Raw genomic sequence first — 26243 nt, forward strand, 5'->3', positions numbered from 1 at the left:
GCATGGACGTGCGCCACTATCTCCGGGACCGGCTGCGGCAGTTACCTGCCGCGGTCGGTTATCTGGTGATGGGTGGCCTCACCAGCCTGGTTTCGATGTTCGCTGTCGTCGCGCTCGTGTTCGTGGCCGGGTTGAGCTTGATCGGCGTCGGAATACCGGCGATACCCGAGGCGATTCGGTTGCTGCGGCCCTTGGTCGCAGTCGAACGTCGCAGGGCTGCAAAGGAACTCGGCGTGCCGATCGAAGCTGCCTACCAGCCGTTGACCGGTGACCTGCGCCGGCAACTCACCACGGTTTTCGCCGACCCCGCCAATCTGCGCGATATCGGCTGGCTGCTGCTGCACGCGCTGACCGGGCTGGTGATGGGCTGTATCGCTTTCGCGTTGCCGCTCAGCGTGCTCAATCAAATCCTGCTGCTGGGGTATTGGAAGTTCCTCCCGGAAAACGCGCCCGCCTCCAATTTCGGTATCGACGTCGTCTCCTGGCCGACCGCGCTGCTGAGTGCGCTGCTGGCGGTGCCGCTGGCCCTGATCGCCCTCCAGACTCCGGTGTTCGCGCGGTCGCAGGCGCTGCTCGCGCGGGCACTGCTCGGTCCCGCCGAAGGGGCGGCACTAGCCGATCGAGTCGCCGAGCTGACCGCCACCCGGGCCGCCGCGCTCGACGCGCACGGCGCCGAATTGCGCCGTATCGAACGGGATCTGCACGACGGCGCTCAGGCCCGGATCGCGGCGGTGATCATGCAACTCGGTCTCGCCGACCAGCTCCGGGCACAGGATCCAGGCGCGGCCGACGCCATGGTCCGCAAGGCGCAGGACACCGCCACCGCCGCGCTGGCCGAGCTGCGGGATGTGGTGCGCAGCGTCTATCCGCCGGTGCTCTCCGATCGGGGGCTGGTCAGCGCGATCTCCGCGCTCGCGGCGCGCAGCCCGATCCCGTGTGTACTGGATCTGAGCGGTGTGGGCCGACGGCCCGCCGCGGTGGAGGCCGCGGCCTACTTCGTCATCGCCGAGGCGCTCACCAATGCCACCAAACACAGTGCTGCCCAGGGTATTTCCATCATCCTGGGTGGTGCGCCGGAGCTGCTGACCATCGAGGTCACCGATGACGGTGCGGGCGGCGCGCGGGAAACCGAGGATGGCGGGCTGGCGGGCATCCGGCGCCGAGCCGAAGCCCTGGACGGCCGGATGACGCTCACCAGTCCCGCGGGTGGGCCTACTGTGTTGCGGGTGGAGTTGCCGTGCGGGTCATGATCGCCGAGGACGACGCGCTGCTGCGCGAGGGCCTGGTCCTGTTGCTGAGCACCGCGGGCATCGAAGTGGTTGCGGCCGTGGACAATGCCGACGACTTCCTGACCGCGGTGACCGCCGACCGGCCGGACGCGGTGGTGGTCGATGTCCGGTTGCCGCCCACCTTCACCGATGACGGGTTGCGCGCCGCCGTGCGCGCCCGCGCCATCCATCCGGGCCTGCCGGTGCTGGTGCTGTCGTCCTACGTCGAGGACAGCTATGCCGCCGAGCTGCTCGGCGACGGCGCCGGGGGTGTCGGCTATCTGCTCAAGGAGCGGGTCGGCAAGGTCGACCGCTTCCTCGACACGTTGCGCCGTGTCGCGGCCGGTGGCACGGCCATGGATCCAGAGGTGATCTCGCAGCTGCTGGTGCGGCGCAAGGCGGATGATCCCTTGGGCACGCTGACCGCGCGGGAACGCGAAGTGCTCGCCCTGATGGCGGAGGGACACAACAACGCCACCATCGCCGAGCGCCTCGTGGTCACCGAAGGCGCTGTGCTCAAACACATTCGAAGTATCTTCGCGAAGTTGGGGCTGGCGGCCGACGAGGTCGGGCACCGGCGTGTGCTCGCGGTCCTTGCCTACCTCAATGCCTGAAACGCCGGAACCCGCAGCGGGTTCCGGCGTCCGGAGGCGTCAGTCGACTCGGCAGGAGTAGTCCGCCTCGGGCAGCACGCCCGTGTCGAAATAGCTGTTGATCGCGCCGTACACGCAGGTGTTCGGGTAGCGCCCGAAGATGGCGTGGATCGGAACATCCTGCAGCGTCACCATCCGGGAACCGCTGAGCGCCTGGCGCATGGCCTGCGCCGCCCCGTAGGTGGTGCGGGTGTCGCCGGTGGACTGCACGATCAGCGCCGGCGACGAATTGCCCACGGCCGTAGGTGCTTCGGCGGGCGGAGCCCAGAAGGCGCACGGCGTGATGTTGTTGGAGAACGCGCCGAACACCGGCTGGCTCGCCCGCGCCGCCTCGATATTGCCCCAATACCAGGACGGATCCCGGGGCACGCCGACATCACCGCACATGATCGCCATCTGGGCCGAACTGTCCCGCGGTAGCGCCTCGGTGACGAGGGCGAGGATTGTCGTCAGCTCCGGGCCGGGTTGCACGGTTTTGCCTTCGGCGGCGTCGGCGATCTGCCGGATCTGGGTGGCGATCAGCTCGTACTTGCGGGGGTCGTCGAGTCCGACGTAGGGCACCATCGGCAGCCAGTGGTCGTCGAGCAGGTATTCACCCACCTTGATCGGGTCCCGCCCCGCACGCTCGATCAGCTTGACGAGTGTGGCCCGGACCTGATCTCGGGTTGCGCCCAAGCGGAATTCGCCGTCGTGACCCGCCGCCCAATCCGCCCAGAGATCCAGCGCCGCCTCGTTGGCCGGGCCCATGTCCCGCAGCATGCCCGCGCCGTACCGGTGCGGGTCGACCGAGCTGTCCAGGACGAAGCGGTCGCTGCGTTCGGGGAACATCTGCATGAAGACCGCGCCCAGGTAGGTGCCGTAGGAGGTGCCGTAGTAGCTGATCCGGTCCGCCCCGAGCAGGCCGCGGATGACATCCATATCGCGGGCGGTGTTGCGGGTGTTGTAGTGCTGCAACGCATCCCCGTAGGCGGTGGCACAGCGCGCGGCCAACTCCGACTGCATCGCAACGGATTCCGCGAACGAGCCCGCGTCGACGCCCGCCGAATGCAGGCCGAAGCCACGCGGCCAGCCGCAGTTGATCGGCGTCGACCGGCCGACACCGCGCGGGTCCATGCCGATCAGATCGTAGGCGGCCCGGCCCTGCGGCGTGAGCCCCGAGCCGACCTCGACCATGAAGTCGAGCCCGGGCCCACCGGGTCCGCCGGAGTTGGACATCATGATGCCGCGGCGCTGGGCCGGGTCGGTGGCGGGGATCCGGGAGATCGCCATGGTGATGGTGCGGCCCTGCGGCTCGGCGTAATTCAGCGGCACCGTGACATCCGCGCACTGTGCGCCCGCCGGGTCCAGGCCGGGGTCGTCGCACGACTTCCATTGCAGCTCTTGCTGGGAGAAGCGAGCGAGCGGATCGGCCGGGGCGGCAACGGCCGTTCCGGCTCCGGCGAGTACGCCGGTGACCGCGGCCAGCACCGCGATCGTCCTCTGCTTGCGTTTCCTCCGCCGATCGACGGTCATGGATTCCTCTCCCGTTCGGGCCGGGCCGCACATCGTCCCGGTCCAGCTCGAGCCTAGGATTTCGAGCCCGTTCCGCCCATGGCGCGCACGCCCGAATCCGGGTTCGCGGCTGGGGGAGTGGTCACGGTAGTGCCAGCACTACCGTGTCGAGGATTCCCAGGTCGGCGCGTCCTCGCTATCCTGTCTGGGACGGTCTTTTCGAGCATTGGGGCTCGGCCGGGCAAGGAGTGGGCAATGGCGCCTTCTGGAGTGTCTCCGTTATCGCGGCCGCAGGAGCAGACGGGCCTGCCGCCCAACGCGCGGTTCGGGATCGGCCCGCGGCGCTATCACCGGATCCATGTGGATCGGGGTGTGGCCATCCGAATGTCGGACGGGACAGTGCTTTCCGCGGATATCACGCGCCCGGCGCACCGCCGCGGCCGGCCGGTCGCCGACCCCCTGCCCGCGATCATCACCCTGACCCCCTACAACAAGACCCTGATGACCAGGGCCAATCCGCTCATCGACCTGGTCGGAGTAGCCGCGCCCCTGGTGGGACGGCTGGTCGCGCCTTCACCGAGCGGCCGGGCGGGTGGCCGGGAAATGCTGCGCGCCCTCAGCGGTGGCACTCTGGACGCGGTCCGCGCCAGCCGAACATTGATCTCGCGCGGCTACGTGCACGTCAACGTGGATGTACGCGGCACCGGAACGTCTACCGGCCGCATGCAGATCATGTCCGAGCGCGAGCAGCAGGACGCGCTCGAGGTGCTGTCCTGGGTGCGCGAACAGCCTTGGTGCAACGGCGATCTCGGAATGACCGGCATTTCCTACCTGGCCATCTCGGCACTCCAGGCGGCAGGCAGACGGCCCGCGGGCTTGAAAGCTGTGTTCGCCCTGGTCGGTTCGGAGGATCCGAACAAGGACCTCACCCTCACCGGCGGCGTGCAGTCGGTGTTCACGCCGTTCTGGCTGCTCGCGGTGAACGGGCTGAAATGGCTGCCGAGCGCGCCCGGCTTGATCAAGACCGGCGCCGCACCGCGCTACCTCTACGACCGGATCACCAGTCCGGTAACGAGATTGGGCTCGCTGCTCGGTGTCCTGCTGGACGACCAGCATCCCGAGCACTTCATCCAGCCGGACGCCGAGAGCCGCCGCGCCCGCATCGAGGACATCACCGCGGCGACCTGGATCCACGGCGGCTGGCACGACGTCTTCGATCGCTCACCCACCCGGTTGTTCGGGCGGCTCGCGCTGACCGGCGGCGCCAAACAGGTTGTGGTGGATGACGGTTTCCACATCAACCCGGGCTCCGGCTTCGGCGCCCCGGACAATCCGCAGCGCCTGGACCAGTTGCAGTGCGCGTTCTTCGACCGCTGGATCAAGGGCATCGACAACGGCATCGACGCCTACGGACCGGTCACCGTGCGTCAGCTCGGCACCGGCAAATGGGTTTCCCGGCACCAGTTCCCGCATCCGCAGGCCCGCGTACATCGCTGGTACCTGTCGGGCGAATCCACCGGCACCGCCGGTCATGCCGCGGCCGACGGGACGCTGGGCGGTGAGATCGACTCCAGGACAACGCGTCTGAAGCTGCCCAGGCACCGCCTGCCGCTGCCCTCGCAGAGCGGCTCACTGATGCTGATGGGTGTGACCACTCTGCTCGGCGACAGCTGGACCTCCGACGACCGCGCCGCCCAGGCCCCGGCCGTGGTGTTCACCGGTGCCCCGATGGCCGCCGACACCCTGCTGTCCGGCGCGATGAACCTGCACCTGCGGGTCGTCGCCACCGGCACCGACGCGTTCTGGGCGGTGACGGTCTGTGATGTCGCCCCGAATGGCGCGACGGCCGTGCTCACCCGCGGCGCTCTGCTGTCCAGCCGCCGCGCGCTCGACGAGGACATCAGCCTGCACATCGACGGCGAACTGATCGCGGCCGAACATCCGCTCACCGCGGCATCGCTGCTCGAGGTGAAACCCGGTGTGCCGCACGAACTCGACATCGACATCAATGCCACCGAGGCGGTGCTGCGCGCCGGGCACCGGCTACGGGTGGCGGTCACCAGGACCAGCTGGCCGCGCCACTTCCTCACTCCGGCGGTATCGCGGAAGATCAAGGACCAGTCGATCCTGCTCGATCCGCGTCATCCGAGCTGGCTCGCGTTCCTCGCCGTCGACACCACCGCCGCCGAGTCCGCCGCCGGATAAATGCACGGAATTCTCGCGGCCGATTCCCACCCGGCACAAGAAAAGCGGGAAGTCCCTAGGGACTTCCCGCTTTTCGCGGGACTCAGTGTCCGCCGTTCTCCTGCAGACGCTTGAACGAAGCCTCGACCTCGGCCTCGGCCTCGGCGCGACCGACCCACTCCGAACCCTTGACGTACTTGCCGGGCTCCAGGTCCTTGTAGCGTTCGAAGAAGTGCTTGATGTCGGCCAGGTCATTCTCGGGCACGTCGGCCAGATCCTGGATGTGATCCCAGCGGTGATCACCCGCGGGCACGCACAGCACCTTGGCGTCGCCGCCCGCTTCGTCTTCCATCTTGTACATGGCGACGGGACGGGCCTCGACGATCACGCCCGGGTACACCGAGGCCGGCATCAGGATCAGCGCATCCAGCGGATCGCCGTCCTCACCGAGGGTGTTCTCGATGAAGCCGTAGTCGGCCGGGTAGACCATCGAGGTGTAGAGGTAGCGGTCGAGACGGACGCGCCCGGTCTCGTGATCGACCTCGTACTTGTTGCGGGAACCCTTGGGGATCTCGATGGTGACGTCGAATTCCACGCCATCTCCTTCTGCGCTGGTGCTGTTGTCTCGAGCAGGCACGACTGCCGACTCGCCAGGTTGTTCGGGGGAACGTTAGCGGTACGAGGATAGTGTGGTCGGTGGGGTTGCAGGACAGGTGCACGGGGGAGTGCGCTCAGCGAAGCCAGGGAGACTGCTGCACGTGGTAGGTGGCAACAACAACATGGGTGACGTCGCGCCCGCTCGACGGCGCCGGACGTGGATCCCGATCGTGCTCGTGCTGGCCGTGCTGCTGGCGGCGGGCACCGCGGGTTTGGCGGTGCTGCGGCCGTGGACACCGGAGTTCCGGCACGGCGGGCTGACCATCGCCGATCCACCGGCCCCGGTGAAACCGTCCCCGCAGGTGGCGCCCGCACCGCCGAACGCACCCGCGCCGACGCCCGCCGGACTCACGGTCGCGCTCGCGCAGGTCATCGCGAACCCGGATCTGGGCGCGTTCTCCGGGATCGTCACCGACGCGGACAGTGGAACCACGCTGTGGAGCCAGGACGCGGACCGGGCGATGATTCCGTCCTCGACCGCGAAGATCATGCTCTCGGCCGCCGCGATGCTGGCCCTGCCCGCCGATTCCCGGGTGACCACCAAGGTGGTGACCGGCTCGGCCCCGAACGAACTGGTCCTGGTCGGCGGCGGTGATCCGACGCTGACCGCGCAGCCCGACGGCAAGGGCTACTACCCGGACGCGCCGCGCCTGTCCGACCTGGTCGAGCAGATCCGCAAGTCCGGCCGCAAGGCCGACACCATCGTCGTCGACACCTCTGCCTACCCCGGCCCGACCATGGCTCAGGGCTGGGAGGACAGCGATATCCCCGGCGGTTCCATCGCCCCGATCGAATCGGTGATGATCGACGGCGGCCGTTTGGATCCGCTGGTCGAATACTCCCCGCGCACCCCGACCCCGGCGCTGGCCGCCGGGCAGGCGCTGGCCGCCGCGCTCGGCCTGGACCCCGCGAAGGTCCGCCTCGGCAATGCCGCACCGGGTGCGCCCGAGGTGGCCGCCGTGCGGTCCGCACCGCTCAAGGAACGGTTGCACCAGCTGATGGTGCACTCCGACAATGTGCTCGCCGAAACCGTCGCCCGCGAAATCGCCAAGGCCACCGGACGGGAACCCTCGTTCGCCGGTGCCGTGGCCGCGGTGACCGCCACACTGAACAAGGCGGGCTTCGAGATGAGCGGGACGGTCATGCACGATGCGAGTGGGCTCTCCACCGACGACCGGGTGTCCCCGCGCGCGCTCGACGAGATCCTGGCCACTGCGGCTCAGCCCACCGGAAATCAGCTGGTGAAGCCGACCGGCACCAAGGCGGTGCCCGAAAACAGCCAGCTCGCCGCCACTTTGGCGCCTTTGCTGGATGACCTGCCCATCGCCGGCGCCACAGGTTCGCTGGCACCGCGCTATGTCGCCCAGAACCATCACGCGGCCGGCTGGGTGCGGGCGAAGACCGGAACTCTGTCGGTGTCGAGCACGTTGGTCGGTTATGTGCTCGACCGAGACGGCCGAGTACTGACCTTCGCACTGATGTCGAACGATCGGCCGCCCGAGGCGAGCAGGCCCGCCTTGGATGCCATCGCCGGCACGTTGCGTAACTGTGGATGCTCGTGACGGGTGGTTGACCATGTTCGAGACAAGTTCAGCCGAAAACGCTGACAAGGCGATCGGGTCTTCTGGTCCGGGTTCGTCGGTAGACAAGAGACGCCGTTCCTCGCTGTCCGGCGCCATCGATTGGAAGCTGGCCGCGAAAACCGGCGCGGCGCTGGTGCCTTCGGGGCCGCGCACCTCGCGCTCGTCGGCCGAGCAGGTGGTGAGCGAACTCGCCGCCGCTTCGGTGCGCGCCGAAGGTCCGGTGCGCGAAGTGAGTCGCCTGCTCGACGACCGCCCGGTGCCCGCCGCCCGCATCGTCGACCGGCCCGGCTGGATTTCCGCCGCCGCCGATTCGATGGCCGCCCTGACCGGTCTCGAAGGCGAGGACAAGGACCGCGGTCTGCTCGCCGGTAAGCCCGCGGGCGTGCAGGCCGGCGCGATGCTGGCGTTCCTCTCGACAGCGATTCTCGGACAATACGATCCGTTCACCGGTCCGGACGGCACGCTGCTGCTGGTCGCGCCGAACATCATGGGAGTGGAACGCGCGCTGGGGGTTTCGCCCAGCGACTTCCGGCTCTGGGTGTGCCTGCACGAGGTGACGCACCGGGTGCAGTTCTCCTCGGCGCCGTGGCTGGCCGACTACATGCGCAACAATGTCGAGATCCTCGGCCAGGTCGGTGACGAACCGATGACCGAGATCCTGTCGCGACTGGTGGAGGAGCTGCGTGAGCGCCGCCGCACCGGCGCCGACGATCCGGCGTCGCGGGGCGTGGTCGGGCTGCTGCGCGCCACCCAGGCCCCGGCGCAGCGCGAGGCGCTGGATCGGCTGCTCATGCTCGGCACGCTGCTGGAAGGCCACGCCGATCACGTGATGGATGCCGTTGGCCCCGCGGTCGTTCCGACGGTCGGCCAGATCCGGGCCGCCTTCGACAAGCGCCGCACTCGTCCGGCCAATCCGATCCAGCGCCTGCTGCGCGCGCTGCTCGGCGTCGACGCGAAGGTCGCGCAGTATGTGCGCGGCAAGGCCTTCGTCGACCACGTCGTCGACCGGGTCGGCATGGAGCAGTTCAACATCATCTGGACCGAGGCCGAAACCCTGCCCCGCACAGCCGAAATCGAAGATCCGGACCTGTGGATCGCCCGGGTTCTCGCCTAGCGCGCACCCGGAGATTGCCGGAGACCGCCGCGGTCCTGGAAATCCGGCAGGCCGTCCGAGCCTGGTTGCCGGAGTACGCACCGGCGCGGGCGGTCGCGGTGGCGTTGTCGGGCGGCGCGGATTCGCTCGCGTTGACCGCCGCCGCTGTCGTCGAGGCGGATTCGGTCGACGCGTTGATCGTCGATCATCGGTTGCAGCCCGGGTCGGCGCAGGTCGCCGCCGATGCCGCCGCGGCGGCGCTGCGTCTCGGTTGCCGATCCGCTCGCGTGCTCGAGGTCGAGGTCGGTACCGAGGGCGGAATGGAGGCGGCGGCCCGGCACGCGCGGTACGCGGCGCTGGGCGCGGCCCGCGCCGGGCTGCCGGTGCTGCTCGGCCACACCCTCGATGACCAGGCCGAAACCGTGCTGCTCGGTTTGGCGCGCGGTTCGGGCGGCCGCTCGATCCAGGGAATGGCGTCCTATGCCGAACCGTGGGGTCGGCCGCTGCTCGGCGTGCGTCGCGCCGTGACCCGGCAGTTCTGCGCCGATTTCGGCGCGACACCGCACGAGGATCCGCACAACTTTTCGCCCGACTTCACCCGGGTGCGGCTGCGGTCCGAGGCGCTGCCATTGCTCGAGGATGTGCTCGGCGGCGGAGTCGCCGCGGCACTGGCCCGCACGGCCGAGCAGCTGCGCGAGGACGGCGCGGTGCTCGATGTGCTTGCTACGGATTTGCTAGAGGCGGCACGCGGGCATCGGACCGACCCGGCGACCGCCACTGATGAGGACACCCTGTCCATCGAGATTCTCGCCACTGCTCCGGCCGCCCTGCGCCGCCGCGCGATCCGCGCCTGGCTCCTGGCGGGTGGTGCGAAAGCACTGACCGACAAGCACTTACGTGCGGTAGATGCGCTGGTCACGGCCTGGCGCGGGCAGGGCGGGGTGGCGGTCGGCGGCGGGTCGCCGAGGACGAGGTTGGTTGCCGGGCGCGAACATGGCAGGCTGACGATGCACAGGCGGTAAACGGATGTCTGGGCAGTGACTGGGTAACGAAAATTCACGGAAGGGACACCACTTACGTGTACGGGGATGACATCAAATCGGTGCTGATCACCGAAGAGCAGATCGCCGAGAAGACCCAGGAGCTGGCGGAAGTCATCGCCAAGCGCTACCCGCCCGACGCCGCCGAGGGCGACCTGCTGCTGGTCGGCGTGCTCAAGGGCGCGATCTTCTTCATGACCGACCTGGCCAAGGCGCTATCCATCCCGACCCAGCTGGAATTCATGGCGGTGTCCTCCTACGGCTCCTCCACCTCCTCCTCGGGCGTGGTTCGCATCATGAAAGACCTGGACAAGGACATCGCCGGCCGCAACGTCCTGATCGTCGAGGACATCATCGACTCCGGCCTCACCCTGTCCTGGCTGATGCGCAACCTGAAGACCCGCAATCCCGCCTCGCTCGAGGTCGTCACCCTGCTGCGCAAGCCGGACGCCCTCAAGACCCCGGTCGAGGTCGCCAACGTCGGCTTCGACATCCCCAACGAATTCGTCGTCGGCTACGGCCTGGACTACGCCGAGCGCTACCGCGACCTGCCCTACATCGGCACCCTGCACCCCCGCGTCTACGGCGGCGAGTAACCGCTCGAAACGCGCGCCGCAGCACCCGCGCGCGATAGTGAGTTCGTGGATTCGACGATGACAGCCGCGCCCACCCGCCTCCCCGGGTGGTCGGTGCCGCTGATCTTTGTGGTGGCGGCCGTTTCGCAGTACGTGGGCGCCGCGATCGGGGTGTTCCTGTTCGATACGACCGAGCCGTCGACGGTGGCCTGGCTGCGGGCGGCGGCGGCCGCGGTGGTGCTGCTGGCGTGGCGGCGGCCCTGGGGGATGGCAGGAGGCGAAGCCGACGGGGCGGGTAAGCGCCGCCGCAGTCGGTGGACTCGGCGCGGGATGCTGATCGCGACGGGGTTCGGGATCGTCACCGTGTTGATGAATGTGGTGTTCTACGAGGCTATTGCGCGGATCCCGCTGGGTACCGGGGTGGCGATCGAATTCCTCGGGCCGGTCGCGGTGGCGACGCTCGGATCACGCAAGGCGCGTGATGTCGTCGCGGTGGTGCTGGTGGCGCTCGGGGTGTTCCTGCTGGCCGGGGTCCGGATCGATGTAGAGCCGGTCGGCGTCGGGTTCGCGCTGGCCGCGGCGGCGGCGTGGGCGGCCTACATTCTGATCGGCAAGCGCGTCGCCGATGCGGGGGAGGGGCTGGATTCGCTCGCAGTCGGAATGGCGGCGGCCGCCGTGATTCTCGCGCCGTTCGTGCTGATTCCGCAATTGGCCATCGACGCAGGCATTTTCGCCGACCCGCGCACCTGGTTGTTCGGTGTCGGTGTCGGCGTCCTGTCCAGCGCGGTGCCGTACGCGCTGGATCAGGTGGTGCTCGCCCGAGTGGGCCGGGCTCGCTTCGCGCTGCTGCTGGCGCTGCTTCCGGCGACGGCCGCGGTCGTCGGCGCGATCATGCTCACGCAGCGCCCGGAGCCTATGGAGGTCATCGGCATCCTGCTGGTCATGGTGGCCTTGATGGTCAACGCGGCCCCGTCTCGTCGTCCCGAAACCGAACCGCCTGCGCCGCTGTAGGGCGCTCAGGTGAGAAACGCGAATATCGTTGCAGGGGAACCGGACCCACCGCGATAGAGCGCACCGCCGACGAGGATCCAGGCACCCGTCGCGGGTAGCTCGGCCAGGTTGGCCAGACACTCCAAGCTGATCCGGTGGTCCTGATAGAGCAACTTGGAAACGGTGTAGGTGTCGTCCGTGCCCAGATCCGGTCCGAAGGTATCGATGCCGAGCGCGCCCCGGCGACCCAATCGCCCGGTCCGCAACAACCACTCCGCGGTCTCCACCGCGAAACCCGGCTGATGGTAGGCAGATTCGCCTTCCCCGATGAATTCCGGCGTCCCCCAGAACGCATCCCATCCGGTCCACGCGATGATCGCCGACCCACCCGGAATCCGCCCGTGCCGCGATTCCCACTGCTTCAGGTCGGCCACAGTGATCGCGTAATCGCGGTTCGCCTTGCACTGTTCACGCACATCGATCTTCACCGCGGGCAACATCAGATCGGCAAGCTCGAGTTGATCGGCGGCCAGCCCGTCGGCATGGAAGTGAATCGGTGCGCCCCAATGGGTTCCGGTGTGCTCACCCTGCTGCACATACCGCAGGTAGTAACCATCGTTGGCGATGGTGGCCGCGATATCGATGCGGAACTCCGGATCCCCCGGAAACAGGGGAGTGGTCGACGGATCATGCACATGCGACAGGCTGACCGGCCGCCCGAACGGCGGGTTCACGGATTCACCTGTCCAGCCGCGGCTTCGGGAGCCAGCACCCGCCCCAGTGCCCGCAGATCCTTCTCCAGTGCCATGAACAGAACATAGACGCCGAGGAAGGCCACGAGGCTGCCAATCGCCAGGAACCGCAGCACCACAATGATTTCGGCGAGATCTGCCGGTACCAGGAGGGTGGCGCCGGCCACGGAGAGCAGCGGAATGGCCGCCGCACCGAGCATCCAGGCACCGCAGCGCCGCCGCAGTCGATGCAGGAGGACGGCATCACGCGCGCTGATTTCCCCGTGGCTCAGGAACATTGGGTAAATGCATCGAATGATGTAGAAGTTCATCAGCAAGAAGGGGTACACCAGCGCTATCGCGCCGCAGATGGCGTGGGAGACGAAGTAGTGCACATAAGCGTAGGCAGAGATGTGAACGTCGACGTCCGCCATCCCGATCGGGAAAGAAATCCCTGAGACCAGCCACATGGAGAAGATGATCAGTACCGCGCGGTCGCCGAGCAGGATCGAGTCCGTTCGTGTGCGGTGCAGCGTTTCCGGCGAATAGTGGGTCCCCGCGCGCAGCCCGTGCGGGACCAGGATCAGGCGCCGTCCGAAATAGAACAGCAGCACCGCGCCAAGGCTGAAGTCGATGATGTTCGCCACCGCGGTGACGAAGTCGATACGGTCGTGCGCCTCCGGCGTCATCTGTGCGGTAATCAATTTTCGGTTGTGCTCTATGTTGTACAGCGAAGCAAGGGCATTCGGTACGGCGATGGCCAGGGCGATCACCAGGACCCGCCAGTGGCGCATATGTCGCCGCACGCTGCGTCGCGGTGGATCCACCAAATCCCGGGCATGTGCGTCCAAGCAGAGATCGAACTGCTGGGCCAGCACCGCCCCGCTGCTCCAGCGCCGATCCGTATCCGGTTCCAAGCAGGTCAGGAGTACGCGGCGTAGTGCGGCCGGGCAGTCGGCGGGGAGCCGTTCCAGCGCAGTGGACGGCACGCCCTCGCGGCGGTGGTCGAGAGCCACCGCTGTCCTGGCATCGTCTTCGAAAGGCAGGGTGCCGGTGAGCAATTCCCAGAGCAGGAGTCCGAGCGAGTAGATATCGCTGCGTGTGTCCGGCTCGGGGGCCTCCGAATCGAGCTGGCGCGCCAGCTCCTCAGGTGAGCAATAGACCCCAGACCTGGGCGAAAAATCGGAACCGCCCGCGGAATCCGTATGCGCGATGTCTGCCAGTTTCGGTACTCCCTCGGAGGTGAAGAGCACATTCGAGGGTTTGATCGCCTGATGTCGCACCCCGCGCCGATCGGCATAGTCGAGCGCGTCTGCCAGTCGCCGACCCACCCACGCCACCGTTTCCGGCCAGCTGAGTTCGGCGATCTCAGCCCGAACCCGTGAATCCGCAGGCCGGATCTCACCTTTTGATTCCATCGCCGCATCGATCGCACGCAGCAGCAGTCGTCCGCCGGTGGGTCCCGAACTGTTCCTGCGTTGTTCGAGTACTTCCGTCGCGGTACCGCCGGGCAGGTATTGCATGTACACCAGGCGACCGAACTCGGCGTCTCCACCGAAGGCCACTATCCGGTGGTCGAACACCCGCACAATGTGTGGATGATCCAGACGGGCCATGGTGTGTGGCTCATTGCGCCCGCCGGTCGAAATCCTGACGGCGACAAGCCGTTGCATGGATCGCTGCCGGGCCAGGAAGACCCGGCTCGATGCGGAGTGGTGTCCCCGCGGGATCCCGAGCTCGGTCAGTAGATCGAAGTCATCGATCCGCTGGCCCGGCGCGATATCCGGCAGCGCTCGATCGATCCGTAAGACGTTGGCGTCCATCCGATCCGCGCCGGTGGCGGCCAGGTGCTCGCGCACCCGGTCGGCCAGTTCGGGGTACTCGGCCAGAAAGTCCTCGACCTGCAGCGCCTCGCTCCGGCGTCGCGCCACGAATTCCTCGCGCAGCAGATCCACGAACTCGGGGCTGTCTTCGACCTCGGGAAACTCGTTGCTGTACTCGTTGATTCGCTTACCGAGCCCGGGGCGCTCCCAGCGGTGCCGGATATCGATGCGCACCAAATCGGAGAGCACCGCGAGGCGGGCCTCCGACTCGTCGGGAACGTAAGCCCCGAGCTCCGGCGGGTCGTTGCGGCCACCGGACAGCGCCTGCCGCCAGTCGGCCGAGAACCGGGCGATGCTGTCGGCCAGGCGCACGGTCACCGGGGCGGCTCCGCCACCGTGGTCGCCGCCTCCGTCGGTTCGGTCGGAACCGGTCGAAGTGGCCCCAGGCCAACGGTTTTGACCGGTACCGCGTCCTCGGTGAGCGTCGGCGCGACCACCCGCTCCAGCGCCTGCAGATCCGCCTCCAACTCCCGGAACAGCAGGTAGGACCCGACGAACGCGATGATCCCGCCCGCACAAAGCACGCGCACCGCGACGATCACCATGGGGATGTCAGCGGGTGGCAGGAACGTCACCCCGGCCACCGCCAGCAGCGGTACCGACGCGGCGACAGCCAGATATCCGTTGCAGCGCCGGTCCAGCCCACGCAGCCAGACCGCGTCGTCAGCGCTGATCTCGCCGTGCCGCAAGAACACCGGATACACACACCGGACGATATAGAACGTCGCGAGGAAGAACGGATACGACGCGGCGATAGCGCCGCACACCACGATCGAGGCCAGGAAATGGACTACCGATCGTCCGGTGATCTCACCGGTCGCCAGTTGCAGCGCTAACGGGAAAGTGATGCCGGAGATCACCCATAGACAAAACGGTATGGCCACAGCGCGTTCGCCGAGCAGGAGCGCGTCAGCCCTGGCCCGGCGCAAGGTTTCCGGGTCGTAGTGCTTTCCGTGCCGCAACCCGCGCGGCACCGTCAGTATGAATCGTGACAGGTACACCACCAGGAGAAAGCCGAGCGGAAAGAAGATCGAGTTCACCGCGCCGGTGACTATCAGGAATGTCCGCTGCGCCTCCTCGGTCATCCTTTCTACGATCAAGGTCTGGTTGTGCTGGATGTTGTACAGCGACGCAAGCACATTCGGCAGCCCGATCGACGCCAGCAGCACCGGCATGATCCACGGCCGCAACCGCAGCCGCCAGCTGCCGGCCTTCGGGTCGACCAGTTCCCGCGCGCGAGCGTCCAGGCACAGGTCGAATTGTTTGGCCAGCACCTCTCCGCTGGACCAGCGCTTGTCCCGCTCGGGTTCCAGGCAGGTCAGCAGAACTCGGCACAGCGCGGCCGGACAGTCGGACGGAACCCTTTGCAGCGCAGCCGCTTCCACGCCGGAGCTGCGACGTTCCAGCATGGCTTCGAGCGTTGTGTCGTCACCGTGCGCGTTCGCGCCCGCGGTGACGTCGTCGAAGGGTTTCGCGCCGGTCAGCAGTTCCCACAGCACGACGCCGAGCGAGTAGATGTCGGCTCGGGTGTCCAGGTCCGCTGCCGAGCGGCCCTTGCCCGGGTGGCAGGCCTCGAGCTGTTCCGGCGACATGTAGGCCAGCGACCCGCCGAAGTACGCGACCGGGCTCGTCCCCTCCACGTTGCGGCTGAAACTGATATTGAAATCAGCCAGTTTCGGAACTCCCTCGGCGGTGAGTAGCACGTTGGCCGGCTTCACGTCGCGGTGCAGCACACCGTGCTCGGAGGCGTAGTGCAGCGCCTCGGCCAGCCTGCGCCCCAGCCAAGCGACCGTTTCCGGCCAGGAGAGCGCGGCGATTTCGGCCCGCACACTCGAATCCGTGGGCCGGATCTCACCTTTCTCCTCCATAGCGGCGTCGACCGCGTCCAGCAGCAGCCGCCCGCTGCGCTCGGCGGGCGGGGTGGCGCGCACCCAGCGCAGTACGCCCAGCAGCGTGCCGCCGGGCAGGAACTGCATGTACAGCAGGCGAAGCCGACGGGACCGGCCGTCGCGGGCGCCACCCGAATCGAGCAGGCGCTGGTCGAAGACGCGCACGATGTAGTCGTGGTCGAGCTGGGCCAGCGTCTGCGGTTCGGTGCCGTGATCGGCGGAGATCTTCACCGCGACCAGCCGCTGCAGCGACCGCTGCCGCGCCAGGAACACACGGGCGAAAGCGCCGCTGCCCAGCCCGGTCAGCAGGTCGAAATCATCGATCTGCTGACCGATTTCGATCCGGTCGAGCGGGTCGACGGCATCCGGGTCGGCCCCGGTCGGCTCGTCGAAGGCGGTGCTGCTGAAGTCCGGTGCGACCGCGGCGGTGCCGTCCGGAGCCATGGCCTGGGTGCCCTCGTAGGCCGCGGTGCGGGTGTCCTCCAGCGGCGTCGCCTGCGTCTCATCCAGCGTTGCGGCCGAAATGTTCCCGTTCGGCGCGGCGCGTGTCTCGAGACTCGGTTCGTCATCCGGTGCGGCCCGCCGGGTGCTCTGGTCCACGTCATCGGAATTGAGCAGTTCACGCAACTCCCCGGCCTGGGAAGGATATTCGCGCAGGCAATCGCGCGGATCCACGCGCTCGCCGCTGTGCCGGCGCACGACGAATTCCTCGTAGACCAATCCGGCGGGCAGGCCGTGCTGATCGAGTTCCGGGAATTCCGAGCAGTATTCGGTCAGGCGTTTACGCCGTCGAACGGTGTCCGACGCGCCCGGGCGGCGGAGCCAACGGTGCCGCAGATCGACCCGGATGAGCTCTATCAGGGCTTCGCGGCGCAGCGTCTGCGCGTCGGGTAAGTATTCGGCGATCTGTGGAACATCGGGTGTAGGCTGCCCCGCCGCGACGGCGCGAGCAGCGGATTCCCATGCGGCGGAGAAGGCTTCCACCGCGCCGAAGTCGGCTCTGACCGCGCCTGCGCTGCCGGCGAACGGATCTGAACCGGTGTCGGGACTGGAATTTCTTTCGGGCTCGGCACTCATTCTCAGGACCTACTGACTCGGCGGATGTTCACAGTGTCCGCTCTCTCGGTCTGTGGGATGCGCCGGAGAAAAATCTCCGCCACACCCGACGCCATCGTCCCTCGAGCAGTATTCGAAATGATAACTTGCGGCTCTATAGCAATCACCCGATTTCGACTACGAGCGATGGGGGCGATTCAACACATGCACAACGAGCGTACGGCGATTGTGGACAACTCGGTTGCCGGGAACTCGGCTTCCGAAGAGGTAATCGCCGGAAACCCTTCCCCTGACAACAACGGCCCCGCTGCGGCGATCGCCGCGGGCGTCCACGAGGCCGCCGTGGCCCCGACCGAGGTGGTCGACACGGCCCTGTGGCGGATCGCTGAGCAGAACCGGAAGACCAACGCCTTCAGCGTCATCCGCACCGAGCAGGCCAAGACCGAGGCCGCCGACCTGGAGCACCGCTCCGATCTGGAAGAGCTGCCGATGGCGGGCGTGCCCGTCGCGATCGAGCATTCCCTCGCGGTCGCGGGTGAGACGGTACTGGCGGGGTCGGCCGCGGTCGATCCGACCTCGGCGCGGACCGACGATCAGGTGGTCCGGAGACTACGCGCGGCCGGCGCGATCATCGTCGGCCTGACCTCGGTTTCGGAATTGGGCCTCTGGGCGACCACCGACGGCGCGGGGCACATCACCCGAAACCCGTGGAACCCCAAGCGCACTGCGGGCGGAGCCTCCGGTGGCGCGGCGGCCGCGGTGGCCGCCGGACTGGTACCGGTGGCGCACGGCGCCGACGGATTCGGTTCGGTCCGCATCCCCGCCGCCTGCTGCGGCGTCTACGGCTTCAAGCCCGGCCGCCATATCGTGCCGAACCTGGACGACTGGTCCGGAATGTCCGAAAACGGGGTCCTGGCAACCACTGTCGGCGATGCGGCGCTGATGCTCTCGGTGATGGCGGCCCGCCCGAACCTAGCCGAGGTGGATCCACCCGGACGACTACGCATCGCCCTGGCCGTGGATCCACCGTTGCGTTTCCTGCGAGTCGATCGGCAATGGGCCACCGCGGCCCGCACCGCGGCGGCCGTGGCCGCGGCCGCCGGACATCGCGTCGAACTGACCACCCTGCCCTACGGCAGCGCCCTGCTGGCGTTGCTCCTGCGCTGGCTGGCCGCCCCACTGCCGGCGGCCGCGCGACTCACTCATCCCGAACGCCTGCAGCCGCGAACCCGCCAGCACCTCGCACTCGGCCGCCTGGTCCTGCGCCTGCGGCTGGTGCGCCCCGCGCAGATCGATCGAATCGAGGCGCGTTTGCTGGAATTCTTCGAGCGCTACGACGTCGTGATCACACCGGCGCTGGCCGCGCCGCCACCGAAGGCCCGGGCCTGGAGTGTGCACGGCTGGCTCGCGAATGTGCTGACCGCCACCCATTTCTCGCCATTCGCCCCGATCTGGAACCTGGTCGGCTGGCCGGCCGCCTCGATCCCGATGGGCCGGCACACGCGCTCGAATACCCCGGTCGCCGCCCAGCTGGCGGGCCCGCCCGGTAGCGAAGCCACCCTGCTGCGCCTGTCGGCGCAACTGGAAGAACTACGCCCCTGGGCGCGCACGGTGCACTGACGCGTTACTCGCCCGCGGTGGCCGAAAAGCCGCCTGCGGCAGCCCGTCCGGCGAATTCCAGGATGGTCGGGCGGGTGTCGTCGGCGCGCCAGGCCACCGCGAGCTCGCACGGGGCGAGCCCGGTGACCGGCCGCGCGGTGAGGCCGGGCCAGCGGTACATCGGCACGTTGTTCTCCGCGAGCAGGCAGACGCCGAGCCCGAGGCCGACCGCCTCCAGCTTGTCCTCGGTGGTGGCCGCTTCGGCGCCGATCTTGGCCTGGCGCCCGTTGCGAGCGTCGTTGCCGAGCCAGAAGTCGCGCACCGCACCGGCTTCCGAGGGCAGCGCGACGAACGGCTCGTCCAGCAGATCGGCGAACGCGATGCTCTCCTGTTCGGCGAGCGGGTGGTTCTCCGGCAGCAGGACCCAGCGCTGTTCGGTGCGCAGCACCTGCCAGCGGTAGCGGTTCTGATCCGGCAGCGGCAGCCACACCAGCGAGAGGTCGGCCTGCCGGCCGGACAGTCCGCTGGACGGGTCGGTCCAGGATGCGGCGTGCAGGGCCAGGCGGTGGCCGCTGGCGCTTTCCAGATCGTTGAGCAGGCCACGCCCGAGCGCGGATTGGATGCCGACGCGCAGCACCTCGCCCGCTTCCTGCAGGGAGACGTTGGTGACTTCCCAGAGCTCGAGGATCTTGCGGGCGCCTTCGAGCAGTTCCTTACCGGCGACAGTCAGCGCGACACTGCGCTGATTGCGGTCGAACAGGACCACGTCGAGCTGGCGTTCCAGCTGACGAATCTGACGCGAAAGGGTGGGTTGAGCGATGTGCAGGCGTTGTGCCGCGTTGGTGAAGTGCAGTTCTTCAGCGACGGCGACGAAATACCGCAGGTCGCGCAAATGCGGGTCCATAGCCCCTTGCTATCAGAATCAGTCCTGAATTTCCAGCCTTATCAGGCCAGAAAGTTCGGATACGGGTACCGAAACAAACGACAGGTTTGTTAGGGACAGCATATTCCCTTGCCAGGTCGTATGCACCATCGCGTCCGCGAATCGCTGGCATTCCGGTCTCCTGCGGATCGGAAAATGCCTCTTGGACGTGTGACCAGCGGCGATGTGGTCGCAGCGCAATGGCCTCGGGGGCTCCGCGAACACCCAGTGACCGGCTGGAAAACGATCGATGAGCGACCGGTGATCAGTGTCCTTGGTACATTGTGAGATTCATCACAAATGGTTTGGCGGTGGCTCAAATGAGCCACCGCCGAACCCGAAACTCGACCGCTCAGGCGTTGCGCGCGCGGTCCTCGTACGCCTTGCGCTGCTCCGCGTCGACATCCTCGAGGAAGGCGTGGCTCGCCCCGAGCGCCCGCGCGATGCCGTCGCCCACGGCCTCCGGCAGCAGCCCGACCACCTGCGAGATGATTCCCGCCACCGCGGTCACCCGGACCTTGGACTTCGGCGACACGATCAGCTCCGCGATGGCGTCGGCGATCTCCTCCGGCTCGGCCGGGCGCAGCAGCTTCGGCGCCGTAACGCCCGCGCCGAGTTCGGTATTGGTCAGCGTCGGCAGCACCGAGGAGAACCGCACACCGGTCTCCCGATACTCCTCGCGCAGGGTGTCGGTGAATCCGAGCACTGCGTGCTTACTGGCGTTGTATGTCGCGAGCCCCGGAATGTGGGTCTCGCCGGCCAGCGACGCGATATTGATGATGTGCCCGCTGCCCCGCGGCAGCATCCGGTTCAGCGCCAGCTTGGAACCGAGAATCACGCCGTAGACATTGATGTCGAGAATGCGGCGGGTGATCTGATCCGGCTCGTCGGCCAGCTTGCCCGTCGGCATGATGCCCGCGTTGTTGATCAGCACGTCGACCGGTCCGACGGTGTGCTCCACCTCGTCCAGGAAAGCCTCGAACGAGGCCGGATCGGTGACATCGAGCTTGCCGTACAGGTCGAAATCGCGGGCCGCGCCCGACTCCTTGACGGTGGTCTCATCGATGTCGCCGATCGCGATCTTCGCGCCCAGCGCCTGCAGCGCGGTGGCCGTGGCCAGTCCGATACCGCGTGCGCCACCGGTGATGACGACGACCTTGCCGCGGATTTTCGTGGCGTCTGGCATTACTTGTCTCCCTTGAGTTTCAGCAGCGCGGGAATATCGATCCGGCGCAGACCGCGCGCACCCGCGGCCCGCATCGCGCCGAGCGCGAACAGCAGATTGGCCGGCTTGGCCGGGTACCAGAACAGTTCCTTCTGCTGGGTCGGCAGGATCGGCTTGGTGATGGCCTGGGCCCGGCAGTACTTGCGTACCCCGTTCGCGCCGCCCCAGCGCGCGCCGACACCGGACTGTCCCCAGCCGCCCATCGGCAGCGCGTAGCTGAACAGGTTGGAGAAGACGTCGTTGATGTTGACCGCGCCCGCGGTCAGCTGGCGGGCGACGCGCTCGCCACGATCCTTGTCGCCGGTCCACACCGAGGCCGACAGCCCGTAGATCGAATCATTGGCCAGCCGAACGGCTTCCGCCTCGTCGGCCACCTTGACCACCGGCAGGGTCGGGCCGAAGGTCTCCTCGATGATGCAGGACATGGTGTGGTCCACATCGACCAGCACGGTCGGCTCGAAGAAGGTGCCCTGCCCGGTGCGTTTGCCGCCGGTCAGCACCTTCGCCCCGGCCGCGACGGCCTCCTCGACGTGCCGCTGCACGATGCTCACCTGGTTCTCGTTGGCCAAAGCGCCTACGTCATGGGCGATTTCGCGGCCATCGATGCCCTGGCGCAGCGCCTTCACGTTCGCGGTGAGCTTGGCGACGAACTCGTCGTAGACCGGGGCCTCGACGTAGACGCGCTCCACGGAGATGCAGACCTGACCGGCGTTGAACATGCCGCCGAAGGCGATACCGTGCGCGGCCCGATCGATGTCGGCGTCGGCCAGCACGATCGCGGGGTCCTTACCGCCCAGCTCCAGGCTGTACGGGACCAGTCGCTCGACGCAGGCGGCGGCGATCTTCTTGCCGGTCGCGGTCGACCCGGTGAACTGGATGTAGTCGGCGTTGCCGACCACCGCGGCGCCCGTCGCGCCCGCGCCGGTGACCACCGCGAGGACCGGCGGCGCGCCGATTTCGGCCCAGCCCCTTGCCAATTCGAGCGCCGAGAGCGGCGTCACCTCGGACGGCTTCAGGATGACCGCGGCGCCGGCGGCGAGCGCCGGGATCACGTCCATGATCGGCATGGCCAGCGGGAAGTTCCACGGGGTGATCACGCCGACCACCGGGTACGGCTTGTAAGTGATGGTGAGTTTCTTGACCCGGGCCAGCGGGCTGTGCGGCGACGGATGATCGTCGGTGAGGAACCCACCGGCACGGCGCGCGTAGTAGCCGATCAGATCGCAGCCGAAGGCCGGATCGATGAGGGCGTCCGCGCGCGGCTTGGAGGTCTCCGACTGCAGTACGTCGGCCAGGCGTTCGGTGTTGTCGATCAGCCAGTCCTGCAGCTTGAGCAGCCACTCCTTACGGCCGTCGGGGCCGATGGCCTCCCACTCCGGCTGGTACAGCCGCAGCTCGCGCACCGTGGCGGCGACCTCGTCGGCGGACTGGACGGGCACGGTGCCCACCAATTCACCGGTACCGGGGTTGTGTACCTCGATGACGGAGGGGGCTTCGGTTTTCGATTCGGTATTGGTCACGCTTGTTCTCCCACTGCGTTGTGCTGAACCCGCTAAGCACTGTGCTTCAACTCACTGGTATATGATCGTGGCACAATTCGGCCGGACGTTCTTGGCTCAATCTGTCAACAGCCGTGGCCTGTTTTGTACTCTGAGTACAAATGGAGGCGTAATGCGGCCGGGGCCGAACAGCGAGGTGGTCCGCGAATGGCTGACCGAGTACGTCTTCGAGACGATGCGCACCGAGTCGCTGGAGCAGCTGGTCGACCGGCTCAATTCCGCCATCATCGCGCGCGTTCCGGAACTCGCCGATCGCGATATGCGCCGCGACCTCACCGCCAGCACCCGGGCGCACGCCCGCGCCATGCTGCCCGGATTGACCAGTGACACTTTCGAATTCACGATCCCGGAGGAGGCGCACGCCCTCGCGCGCACCATCGCCCGGCGCGGTTTCGAGCTGCGGCTGCTGCTGCGGATCTATCACGTCGGCCAGGACGCCATCCACGACTACATGACCGACGCCATCGATCAGCGGGTGGCGCCGCCCGAGGTCGAGCGCGCGGTGATGATGCGGTTGTTCGAGCGTTCCTCCCGGTGGGTCGGCACCTCGGTGGAAGTGCTCACCGACACCTATATGGAGGAGCGCGAGCGCGTCTTCCGGGCCGCGCTGAACCGGCGCACCGAGACCGTGCACGCCCTGCTGGACGCCGATTCCGCCGGCGCGGTGATGGATACCGAGCAGGCCTCGATCCGGCTCGGCTACCGGCTGGCCGGCCAGCATTTGGCCTTCGTGCTGTGGACCGACGAGCCCGGCGGGGAAATCGCGGGCGAAGGCGAAGCCATCGGATTACTGGACCGGGTGGCCGGACGGCTGGCCGGGGCACTCGGCAGCGCCCGGGTGCTCACGGTGCCGTCCGGCGCGAGCGGAATGTGGGCCTGGGTCGGCCTGGACGACGCGGCGCAGGCCGCGAAATTGGCCGAGCCCGGGGAACTTTCGCGCATGGCCGAGCTGGTGGAGGCGCCCGTACGGGTGGCGTTCGGGGTCCCCGCCGCCCAGGTGGCAGGTTTCCGGGACAGTCATCGGGAGGCGGTCGCGGCCCGGCAGGTCGCCGACCGCGGACCTGTGGGCAGCCGCGTATACGCCTACCGGGCTGTCGAAATCGCCTATCTCGCAGGCGCCGACGATGCGGCGATGCGTGGCCTGATCGGCCGGGAATTGCGCGCCCTGGCGGGCCGGGACGGCAATGCCGTGCGCCTGCGTGCGACCCTGCACGCCTATCTGCAGTGCCACCGCAGCCCCGAGGCTACGGCGAAACTGCTTGGTGTACACAAGAATACGGTCCGCTATCGAATCCAGCGGATCGAAGAGCTGCTGGGATACCCGATCGAAGAGCGCAGTCTCGCACTGGAGACGGCGCTGGCTTGTGTGGCCGCGTACGGCCCCGATGTGCTGCCCTGATCAGGCCGGGGCGTCCCGGGCCGGAACCCGGCGTAGCGGTTCGGTGGGCGGCGCTACCCGGGTATCGGGTAGGTCGGCCAGCAACTGGGTGGTGGCCGCGGCGATCGCGGCGACGGCCTTGTCGACAGCCACCTTGGTGGTGCTGCTCAAACCGGAAACACCACCGACCGTCCGCACGTACTGCAGTGCGGCGGCATAGATTTCCTGTTCGGTCGGGGCAGGTTCCAGGCCACGGAGGAGGGTGATGTTTTCACGCATGCGTGCAGATTAGCCCTCTGCACCCGAATCCGGCAGGGTCAGAATTCAAGATGGGGTAAATACTCGGGCCGGTGCCTGCCCTCGGCGGGGATTGCCCGGCGAACACGATGATCGCATTCTCGATAAGACGAGCTCTGGCAGCAATCTTCGGGAACAATCGGAGGCATGCCTGCCCGCGGGATACCAACCTTGACAACCTTCCCCTACGAAGAGCTCGACAAGCGGGAAGAAGACCATTGGTCCGGGGCCGCAGTATCGGATGACGAACTGCGCGCCCTGGCGCTCGGCGGCTTCTACTCGGCCCGCTGGGACGCCTTCCACGATGCGCTGCTGCTCGGCCCGGAGCGCGAACACCCGCTCGGTGACCGCCGCGAGCTGGCCATCGACACCCTGACCGGCGCCTGGGGCATCACCGACAGCACCGAGGCGCAGGCGTCGATGGAGCAGTTGCTCGACGGTATGCACGGCCCGCTCTACGCGCTGGTGCATCCGCTGGTGATGGCCTCCATCAATGCCAGCGAGCGGGATCGCTTCGGCGAGCGCGCCGATCGGCACCGGGCCTTCCTGCGCCAGGTCGGTTCGTTCCGCGGCATGGACAATCCCGAGGCGCTGGTGCGCGATTACGACATCTGGTCCCAGGCCATCAAGATCGGCTTCACCGACCACCTGTCCAAGCCGCTGCCCACCGATATCCACGCCTGGGATCTGGCCCGCGTCGTGGCGGTAGCCCGCATGGCCTTCACCGCCGGCTACCTCGAAGCCGATGTGGCGTGGGCCTATCTGATGCGTGCGCTGCCCATCGCACAGCGCAAATACAAGAACTGGCGGCAATTCGGCGATGCCTACCTGACCGGCTGGACGTACTGGCAGGCTTGCGAGGATCTGGCCGAACTCAAGAACGGCGGCGTCGACCGCCGAATGGAGTTGCTACGCCTGTGGACTCGCCCGACCAGTCCCTGGCGCCGCGTCCAGCTCAACGACCCGGCCTGACCCGGATATAAGGAAGCGCCGCGCGGAATCCGCGCGGCGCTTCTCTTTGTCTGTCAGAGCCCGTCGGGCAGTGAGCGCAGGATGCCGCGGCCGTAGCGCTGGAACTGGGTGTCGTCCACCATGCCCAGCGAATGCCGCTCGACCAGCAGCTCCCACTCCGAATACAGCTGCGACACACTGGGATCCGCCGGACCCATGGCGCCGTCGGTGGCGGAGCGGCGGACCGCGAAGTTCAGGGCCAGGCTGACCCGCTCGGTGTCGGCACGGTCGGTGCCGGTGAAGCGCAGCGTCATCTTGCCGTCGTTCACCTCGAGCGCGGGTTCGTGGCGGGTGGTGCCGATCTCGCCGGGGGAGGCCTTGGTGCCGTCGGTGCTGTGCGCCCAGAGCACGGCCGCGATCGGCAGCTCGTGCGCGTAGCGGGTGCCGCTGCCGATGGAGATGAACAGCAGCCGCTCGGTGGTGGCGGCCAGCAAACCCGGTCCGTTGCCGGCGGGCGGATGGGCCACGGCCACCGCGGTTTCCAGCACGTATTCCTCGGAGGTGACGAATCGATGCAGCGCGGCGACGGCGGACTTGGCTTCGCGCTTGGCAGCCATGCGGTGCACGGCGCGGTCCACGTCGGCGCGGACGGGGCCGTTCTTGTCCCAGGTCGGATCCGGCGGATGCAGATCGGGGGCGGCGACATCGATGCGCTGAGTCGCCAGAATCTGGGCGTTGATCTTGTCGACGATCTCGCTCGCCTGCGGCACATCGTGCTCGGCGATCAGAACTGGTAGGGGAGTGCGGTCGGCGGGGACGCCGGTGAGGACCGGGGTCGGGTACCGCAGGTAGATCTCGATGACGACCGCGTCGTCGGCACGCCGGTTCAATCGGACCTTTAGTAGATCGGTGACCGGAACGTCGAGCACGCGCTCGCCATCGGTCCCCGGTCTCAAGACGATCAAACGTCCGCGGCCGTGGCGCACTATCGCTGTGGGTGTCCGTAGCTCGACTATGTCCATACCCCCTGCGTTCGGTTCGGCATGATCGGGGCCCTCCACGGTTACACCTACGCCTTCTCCGGGCCGGACCTCTCATGTCGTGCTCTTGATGTGTCGTCGCCCACGATAGGCCGAACATGCCATGATTGTGAGCACTTGAGTTAACCCGGACCGGTGAGATCGGGAACCGACGAGGTCCTCCGGCCGTTTAACCCTCG

General features: G+C 67.7%; 21 protein-coding genes. 11 read left to right on the plus strand and 10 right to left on the minus strand.

Annotated features, from left to right (window positions below; translation table 11 throughout):
- Window positions 1-2 precede the first annotated feature (2 nt).
- Together IBX22_RS19545 and IBX22_RS19550 are read left to right on the plus strand one after the other, a co-directional pair.
- On the plus strand, window positions 3-1250 hold the full coding sequence (locus IBX22_RS19545) for a sensor domain-containing protein (RefSeq protein ID WP_194816963.1): 1248 nt from the start codon (window positions 3-5) through the stop codon (window positions 1248-1250).
- Entirely contained in the window at window positions 1238-1882 is a 645-nt protein-coding gene (locus IBX22_RS19550) for a response regulator transcription factor (protein ID WP_194816964.1), read from the plus strand. The genes IBX22_RS19545 and IBX22_RS19550 overlap by 13 nt, the downstream gene beginning before the upstream one ends.
- A 39-nt stretch (window positions 1883-1921) precedes the next feature.
- On the opposite strand, the gene IBX22_RS19555 is transcribed toward IBX22_RS19550, so the two are convergent.
- Window positions 1922-3433 (minus strand): alpha/beta fold hydrolase, encoded by a 1512-nt coding sequence (locus tag IBX22_RS19555; RefSeq protein ID WP_194816965.1) that lies wholly within the window; start codon window positions 3431-3433, stop codon window positions 1922-1924.
- A gap of 234 nt (window positions 3434-3667) precedes the next feature.
- Here IBX22_RS19555 and IBX22_RS19560 point away from each other — a divergent pair, with 234 nt between their 5' ends.
- The gene (locus IBX22_RS19560; protein ID WP_194816966.1) at window positions 3668-5617 is read left to right on the plus strand and encodes a CocE/NonD family hydrolase; all 1950 of its coding nucleotides are present in this window, start codon (window positions 3668-3670) and stop codon (window positions 5615-5617) included.
- Window positions 5618-5699: 82 nt separating this feature from the next.
- On the opposite strand, the gene IBX22_RS19565 is transcribed toward IBX22_RS19560, so the two are convergent.
- Window positions 5700-6191 (minus strand): inorganic diphosphatase, encoded by a 492-nt coding sequence (locus IBX22_RS19565; protein ID WP_194816967.1) that lies wholly within the window; start codon window positions 6189-6191, stop codon window positions 5700-5702.
- Window positions 6192-6375: 184 nt separating this feature from the next.
- Here IBX22_RS19565 and dacB point away from each other — a divergent pair, with 184 nt between their 5' ends.
- The 5 genes from dacB to IBX22_RS19590 are packed head-to-tail and all read left to right on the plus strand — an operon-like array spanning window position 6376 to window position 11555.
- Complete coding sequence (gene dacB, locus IBX22_RS19570) at window positions 6376-7815, plus strand: D-alanyl-D-alanine carboxypeptidase/D-alanyl-D-alanine-endopeptidase (RefSeq protein ID WP_194816968.1); 1440 nt, start codon at window positions 6376-6378, stop codon at window positions 7813-7815.
- A 13-nt stretch (window positions 7816-7828) separates the two neighbouring features.
- A complete protein-coding gene (locus IBX22_RS19575) occupies window positions 7829-8950 on the plus strand; it encodes a zinc-dependent metalloprotease (protein ID WP_194816969.1) in 1122 nt (373 codons plus the stop codon).
- Window positions 8926-9951, plus strand: a complete 1026-nt coding sequence (tilS, locus tag IBX22_RS19580) for a tRNA lysidine(34) synthetase TilS (RefSeq protein ID WP_194816970.1) — start codon at window positions 8926-8928, stop codon at window positions 9949-9951. Before IBX22_RS19575 ends, tilS begins: the two co-directional genes overlap by 25 nt.
- Window positions 9952-10007: 56 nt before the next feature.
- Window positions 10008-10565: a hypoxanthine phosphoribosyltransferase gene (gene hpt / locus IBX22_RS19585; RefSeq protein ID WP_194816971.1), complete on the plus strand. Its 558-nt coding sequence runs from the start codon at window positions 10008-10010 to the stop codon at window positions 10563-10565.
- Window positions 10566-10622: 57 nt separating this feature from the next.
- Window positions 10623-11555 (plus strand): DMT family transporter, encoded by a 933-nt coding sequence (locus IBX22_RS19590; RefSeq protein ID WP_194816972.1) that lies wholly within the window; start codon window positions 10623-10625, stop codon window positions 11553-11555.
- Between the two features lie 5 nt (window positions 11556-11560).
- Here IBX22_RS19590 and IBX22_RS19595 read toward each other — a convergent pair whose 3' ends face one another.
- From IBX22_RS19595 to IBX22_RS19605, 3 genes are read right to left on the minus strand one after another with little or no spacing between them, the layout of a single operon-like run.
- Complete coding sequence (locus tag IBX22_RS19595; RefSeq protein WP_194816973.1) at window positions 11561-12268, minus strand: cyclase family protein; 708 nt, start codon at window positions 12266-12268, stop codon at window positions 11561-11563.
- Entirely contained in the window at window positions 12265-14466 is a 2202-nt protein-coding gene (locus tag IBX22_RS19600) for a protein kinase (protein ID WP_309234691.1), read from the minus strand. Before IBX22_RS19600 ends, IBX22_RS19595 begins: the two co-directional genes overlap by 4 nt.
- The gene (locus tag IBX22_RS19605; RefSeq protein ID WP_194816974.1) at window positions 14463-17114 is read right to left on the minus strand and encodes a serine/threonine-protein kinase; all 2652 of its coding nucleotides are present in this window, start codon (window positions 17112-17114) and stop codon (window positions 14463-14465) included. The genes IBX22_RS19600 and IBX22_RS19605 overlap by 4 nt, the downstream gene beginning before the upstream one ends.
- A 165-nt stretch (window positions 17115-17279) precedes the next feature.
- On the opposite strand from IBX22_RS19605, the gene IBX22_RS19610 reads away from it, so the two are divergent.
- Window positions 17280-18713: an amidase family protein gene (locus IBX22_RS19610; RefSeq protein ID WP_228538879.1), complete on the plus strand. Its 1434-nt coding sequence runs from the start codon at window positions 17280-17282 to the stop codon at window positions 18711-18713.
- A 4-nt stretch (window positions 18714-18717) separates the two neighbouring features.
- Here the strand turns inward: IBX22_RS19610 and IBX22_RS19615 are convergent, their stop codons facing one another.
- From IBX22_RS19615 to IBX22_RS19625, 3 genes are all read right to left on the minus strand, one after another.
- Window positions 18718-19596 carry a LysR substrate-binding domain-containing protein gene (locus IBX22_RS19615; protein WP_194816975.1) on the minus strand — a complete coding sequence of 293 codons (879 nt, stop codon included), beginning with the start codon at window positions 19594-19596 and terminating at the stop codon, window positions 18718-18720.
- A 370-nt stretch (window positions 19597-19966) separates the two neighbouring features.
- Window positions 19967-20800, minus strand: coding sequence for an SDR family oxidoreductase (locus IBX22_RS19620; protein ID WP_194816976.1), 834 nt, complete (start codon window positions 20798-20800; stop codon window positions 19967-19969).
- Window positions 20800-22359 (minus strand): aldehyde dehydrogenase family protein, encoded by a 1560-nt coding sequence (locus IBX22_RS19625; protein ID WP_194816977.1) that lies wholly within the window; start codon window positions 22357-22359, stop codon window positions 20800-20802. The genes IBX22_RS19620 and IBX22_RS19625 overlap by 1 nt, the downstream gene beginning before the upstream one ends.
- 151 nt (window positions 22360-22510) lie before the next feature.
- Between IBX22_RS19625 and IBX22_RS19630 the strand changes: the two genes are divergently transcribed.
- The gene (locus tag IBX22_RS19630) at window positions 22511-23797 is read left to right on the plus strand and encodes a CdaR family transcriptional regulator (protein WP_194816978.1); all 1287 of its coding nucleotides are present in this window, start codon (window positions 22511-22513) and stop codon (window positions 23795-23797) included.
- On the opposite strand, the gene IBX22_RS19635 is transcribed toward IBX22_RS19630, so the two are convergent.
- Window positions 23798-24055 (minus strand): DUF2277 family protein, encoded by a 258-nt coding sequence (locus IBX22_RS19635; RefSeq protein WP_194816979.1) that lies wholly within the window; start codon window positions 24053-24055, stop codon window positions 23798-23800.
- Between the two features lie 189 nt (window positions 24056-24244).
- Between IBX22_RS19635 and IBX22_RS19640 the strand changes: the two genes are divergently transcribed.
- On the plus strand, window positions 24245-25045 hold the full coding sequence (locus IBX22_RS19640) for a DUF1266 domain-containing protein (RefSeq protein ID WP_228538880.1): 801 nt from the start codon (window positions 24245-24247) through the stop codon (window positions 25043-25045).
- Window positions 25046-25098: 53 nt separating this feature from the next.
- Here the strand turns inward: IBX22_RS19640 and IBX22_RS19645 are convergent, their stop codons facing one another.
- Window positions 25099-25953, minus strand: coding sequence for a hypothetical protein (locus tag IBX22_RS19645; protein WP_309234692.1), 855 nt, complete (start codon window positions 25951-25953; stop codon window positions 25099-25101).
- Window positions 25954-26243 lie beyond the last annotated feature (290 nt).

This window comes from Nocardia sp. XZ_19_385 (genome assembly GCF_015355755.1).
Classification (GTDB): domain Bacteria; phylum Actinomycetota; class Actinomycetes; order Mycobacteriales; family Mycobacteriaceae; genus Nocardia.

What these genes read in the sequence shown, in the direction of transcription:
- IBX22_RS19555 (WP_194816965.1), bottom strand. Translation starts at nt 3,433, where the DNA reads ATGACCGTCGATCGGCGGAGGAAACGCAAGCAGAGGACGATCGCGGTG.
- IBX22_RS19615 (WP_194816975.1), bottom strand. Translation starts at nt 19,596, where the DNA reads ATGGACCCGCATTTGCGCGACCTGCGGTATTTCGTCGCCGTCGCTGAA.
- IBX22_RS19620 (WP_194816976.1), bottom strand. Translation starts at nt 20,800, where the DNA reads ATGCCAGACGCCACGAAAATCCGCGGCAAGGTCGTCGTCATCACCGGT.
- IBX22_RS19635 (WP_194816979.1), bottom strand. Translation starts at nt 24,055, where the DNA reads ATGCGTGAAAACATCACCCTCCTCCGTGGCCTGGAACCTGCCCCGACC.
- dacB (WP_194816968.1), top strand. Translation starts at nt 6,376, where the DNA reads ATGGGTGACGTCGCGCCCGCTCGACGGCGCCGGACGTGGATCCCGATC.
- IBX22_RS19590 (WP_194816972.1), top strand. Translation starts at nt 10,623, where the DNA reads ATGACAGCCGCGCCCACCCGCCTCCCCGGGTGGTCGGTGCCGCTGATC.
- IBX22_RS19575 (WP_194816969.1), top strand. Translation starts at nt 7,829, where the DNA reads ATGTTCGAGACAAGTTCAGCCGAAAACGCTGACAAGGCGATCGGGTCT.
- IBX22_RS19605 (WP_194816974.1), bottom strand. Translation starts at nt 17,114, where the DNA reads ATGAGTGCCGAGCCCGAAAGAAATTCCAGTCCCGACACCGGTTCAGAT.
- IBX22_RS19545 (WP_194816963.1), top strand. Translation starts at nt 3, where the DNA reads ATGGACGTGCGCCACTATCTCCGGGACCGGCTGCGGCAGTTACCTGCC.
- IBX22_RS19560 (WP_194816966.1), top strand. Translation starts at nt 3,668, where the DNA reads ATGGCGCCTTCTGGAGTGTCTCCGTTATCGCGGCCGCAGGAGCAGACG.
- IBX22_RS19630 (WP_194816978.1), top strand. Translation starts at nt 22,511, where the DNA reads ATGCGGCCGGGGCCGAACAGCGAGGTGGTCCGCGAATGGCTGACCGAG.
- IBX22_RS19610 (WP_228538879.1), top strand. Translation starts at nt 17,280, where the DNA reads ATGGGGGCGATTCAACACATGCACAACGAGCGTACGGCGATTGTGGAC.